Source organism: Duncaniella sp. (assembly GCF_029054785.1).
Taxonomy (GTDB): domain Bacteria; phylum Bacteroidota; class Bacteroidia; order Bacteroidales; family Muribaculaceae; genus Duncaniella.
Window position 1 is genome coordinate 1 of the sequence record NZ_JAIDEN010000129.1, and the last position, 3,323, is coordinate 3,323.

General features: G+C 51.9%; 3 protein-coding genes. All 3 read right to left on the reverse strand.

The window, feature by feature from the left end; all coding sequences use genetic code 11:
- Positions 1 to 1,093: DUF1015 domain-containing protein (locus K2H17_RS08375; RefSeq protein WP_300133700.1), on the reverse strand; the 1,093-nt coding region annotated here is incomplete at its 3' end.
- Positions 1,094 to 1,161: 68 nt separating this feature from the next.
- Positions 1,162 to 2,436, reverse strand: coding sequence for an adenylosuccinate synthase (locus K2H17_RS08380; RefSeq protein ID WP_300133702.1), 1,275 nt, complete (start codon positions 2,434 to 2,436; stop codon positions 1,162 to 1,164).
- Between the two features lie 39 nt (positions 2,437 to 2,475).
- On the reverse strand, positions 2,476 to 2,952 hold the full coding sequence (locus K2H17_RS08385) for a transcriptional repressor (protein ID WP_300133704.1): 477 nt from the start codon (positions 2,950 to 2,952) through the stop codon (positions 2,476 to 2,478).
- Positions 2,953 to 3,323: the final 371 nt, after the last annotated feature.

Consider the following 3,323-nt stretch of genomic DNA (forward strand, 5'->3'; position numbering starts at 1 on the left):
CGACACGCTGTTTGAGTTCGCCGAGACCACGGATGCCGCCGACGAAGTCAATGCGCTTGTCGCTGCGGAGGTCTGTTATACCAAGGATGTCGCGCAGGATGAGGTCACTGGAGATGGTCACGTCAAGCACTCCGATGGGATCACTGTCATTGTAGGTGCCCGGTTTTGCGGTCAGCGAGTACCACTTGCCGTCAAGATAGAGGGCGAAGTTATGGAGAGCCTGCGGGCGATATTCGTCAGCACCTTTTTCCTCAACTACAAAGTTTTCGGCCACACGGTCGAGGAACTGAGCGGCGGTCAGGCCGTTGAGATCCTTGACAACACGGTTGTAGTCAATGATGTTGAGATGAGATGCAGGGAAAGCCACAGCGAGGAAATAGTTGTACTCCTCGTCACCTGTGTGGGCAGGATTGGCAAGAGCCTTTTCATGGCCTACAAGAGCTGCGGCAGCCGAACGGTGGTGACCGTCTGCGATGTAGAGATAAGGGATTTTTTCAAATTCCTCGGTGATGCAACGGATCATTTCCGGATCTTCAACCACCCAGAAGTGATGGCCGAAACCGTCAGGAGCGGTGAAGTCATATTCAGCCTCGCCGGCAGTGACTGTGTCAATGATTTTCTGGAGGGGTTCGTTGTCGGGGAAAGCGAAGAACACCGGCTCGACGTTGGCATTGTTGATACGCACATGTTTCATGCGGTCTTCCTCCTTGTCGCGGCGGGTAAGCTCATGCTTCTTGATGCGGCCTTCCATGTAGTCGGCGACGTTGGCGGCAATAACGATGCCATACTGCGTGCGGCCGTTCATTGTCTGGGCATAGATATAGTAATGGTCCTTCTCGTCCTGAACAAGCCATCCGTTGGCGCGGAACGCATTAAAGTTTTCTACGGCTTTGTCATAGACTTTGGGATCATGTTCGTCGGTGCCGGGTTCGAAGTCGATCTCAGGCTTTATGATATGATAAAGCGAGCTGGGGTTGCCTTCGGCCTCGCGACGGGCCTCGTCGGAATTAAGGACGTCGTAAGGACGGGATGCGACACGGGTGACCATTTCACGCGGGGGGCGAATCCCTTTGAACGGTTTGACTTTTGCCATGGTTTAGATGTGTTTGGGTTTAAGGTTATGGGTTGTGTTTATATCATGCCGCGGCATGAAAGGCTTTTTCAAGCCTTTCTGTCGCGGATAATTGTCTGTTTTCTGTCAGGACCGATAGAGACGATGGTGATCGGGGTTGCGAGTTCCTTTTCAAGGAAGGCGATGTAGTCGCTGAACTGTGAGGGGAACTCAGACTCGCTCTGCATTGCAGTCATGTCGGTCTTCCAGCCCGGAAGAGTGGCATAGACCGGCTCGATGCTTTCGTCGATCGAGAAGGGGAACTGCGAAGTCTCGCGACCGTTGATCTTGTAGGCCACACAGGCTTTGATCTCGTCGAAATCGTCAAGGACGTCGCTCTTCATCATGATGAGCTGGGTCACGCCGTTGAGCATGATGGCATAGCGGAGGGCTACGAGGTCGATCCAGCCGCAGCGGCGTTCACGTCCGGTGACAGCGCCATATTCATGGCCGAGATCGCGGATGCGCTTACCGGTTGCGTCGAAAAGCTCTGTCGGGAACGGGCCGCTGCCGACGCGGGTGCAGTAGGCCTTGAAGATGCCGAATACCTCGCCGATCTTGTTGGGGGCCACACCAAGGCCGGAACATGCGCCCGCACTGATGGTGTTGGAAGATGTCACGAAGGGATATGAGCCGAAGTCGATGTCAAGGAGAGTTCCCTGAGCGCCTTCGCAGAGCACACTCTTGCCTTCAGCGAGAAGCTGGTTGATCAGGAACTCAGAGTCGACAATACCGAAACCTTTGAGATAGACAATAGCGTCCATCCATGTCTCCTCCAGCTGCTCAAGATTGTCGGGAGTCGCACCCAGCGATGCGAGCATTTCGAGATGACGCTGACGCAGGGTCGAGTATTTTTCCTTGAAGTTATGGAAGACGTCGCCGAGACGCAGACCGTTGCGCGAAATCTTGTCGGTATAGGTCGGGCCGATGCCTTTGCCGGTGGTACCGATCTTTTTGCCGCCTTTGGCCTTTTCATTTGCAGCGTCGAGCAGACGGTGGGTCGGAGTTATGAGATGTACTTTCTTTGAGATTTTAAGGATCGAGCGCAAATCCACACCGCTTTTTTCCAGCTCTTCGGCTTCCTGCTTGAAGAGGACGGGGTCAAGAACGACACCGTTGCCGATGATGTTGATCTGGCCATGCTGAAAAATGCCGGAAGGAATTGAACGGAGGACATATTTCTTGCCTTCGAACTCTAATGTGTGGCCGGCATTCGGACCGCCCTGGAAGCGGGCTACTGCATCGTAGCGCGGGGTCAGCACATCGACAACCTTTCCTTTTCCCTCGTCGCCCCACTGGAGACCGAGAAGCACGTCAACTTTCATGATTTTTACTTAAGTTCTATGATTTATACTGTGTAATGTTTATTTCTCTTTAGAATTTCGGCGGCTGCGTCCCCCTCCACGGCAACGTGAGCACAGACCGTGGATGTAGAGATCAAAACCGCTCATGACGAACGAAGGATAGCGTCTGAGCTTAAGGAGCTTTGTCAGCTCTGCATCGCGAAGCTCGCGGGAACGTCCGCAACGCGAACAGAGCAGAGTCATGTGCTCGTCGACACGCGAAGTTGATTCGTAGGTGTCGACCCCGTCGGAAGTCGGACGACGCCTGACCACGTCTGCTGCCTCAAGGAGCTTGAGCGTGTTGTAGACCGTGGCCTGACTGAGTCTGAAATCCTTTTCAGAAATCACCCGAAAAAGATCGGCAGGAGAGAAAGGCCCGCGGGCGTCTGTCACTGCTCCAAGTATCGCCAAACGCTCCGGAGTGCAACGCAGGTGATGCTGAGACAGATACCTGCGCAGACGGTTTTCAGCTTCGCTTTTTCGCTTTTCATCGTTCATCAATCGACAAAATTACAATTCAAAGCCATAATTTCCAAATTTTGGGTCACGAATTTGACATACACAAAATACATCTGACATCGCAGTCTGACATCCTCTCTCAAAATCCGTATCATCTGAATTCAGACAGTTTCTGAGAAATCGCAAAAAAGATGGAGCCGACGCAAATCACGCGCCGGCTCCATTTCCAATCATTCAGAGGGTGTTTTTTCAAGCAACAGGCAAGCACCCTCTCAAAATAATATTAACCTTATGATTGAGTAACTTTGTTGTGTCCAATAGATCTTAAGAAACTCTTAAAAATTAACGTAATATGTTTTTCCAAAGTAAGCGCGGGAAAAACTAAGTACAAATTAATTTTCAAGAGTTAA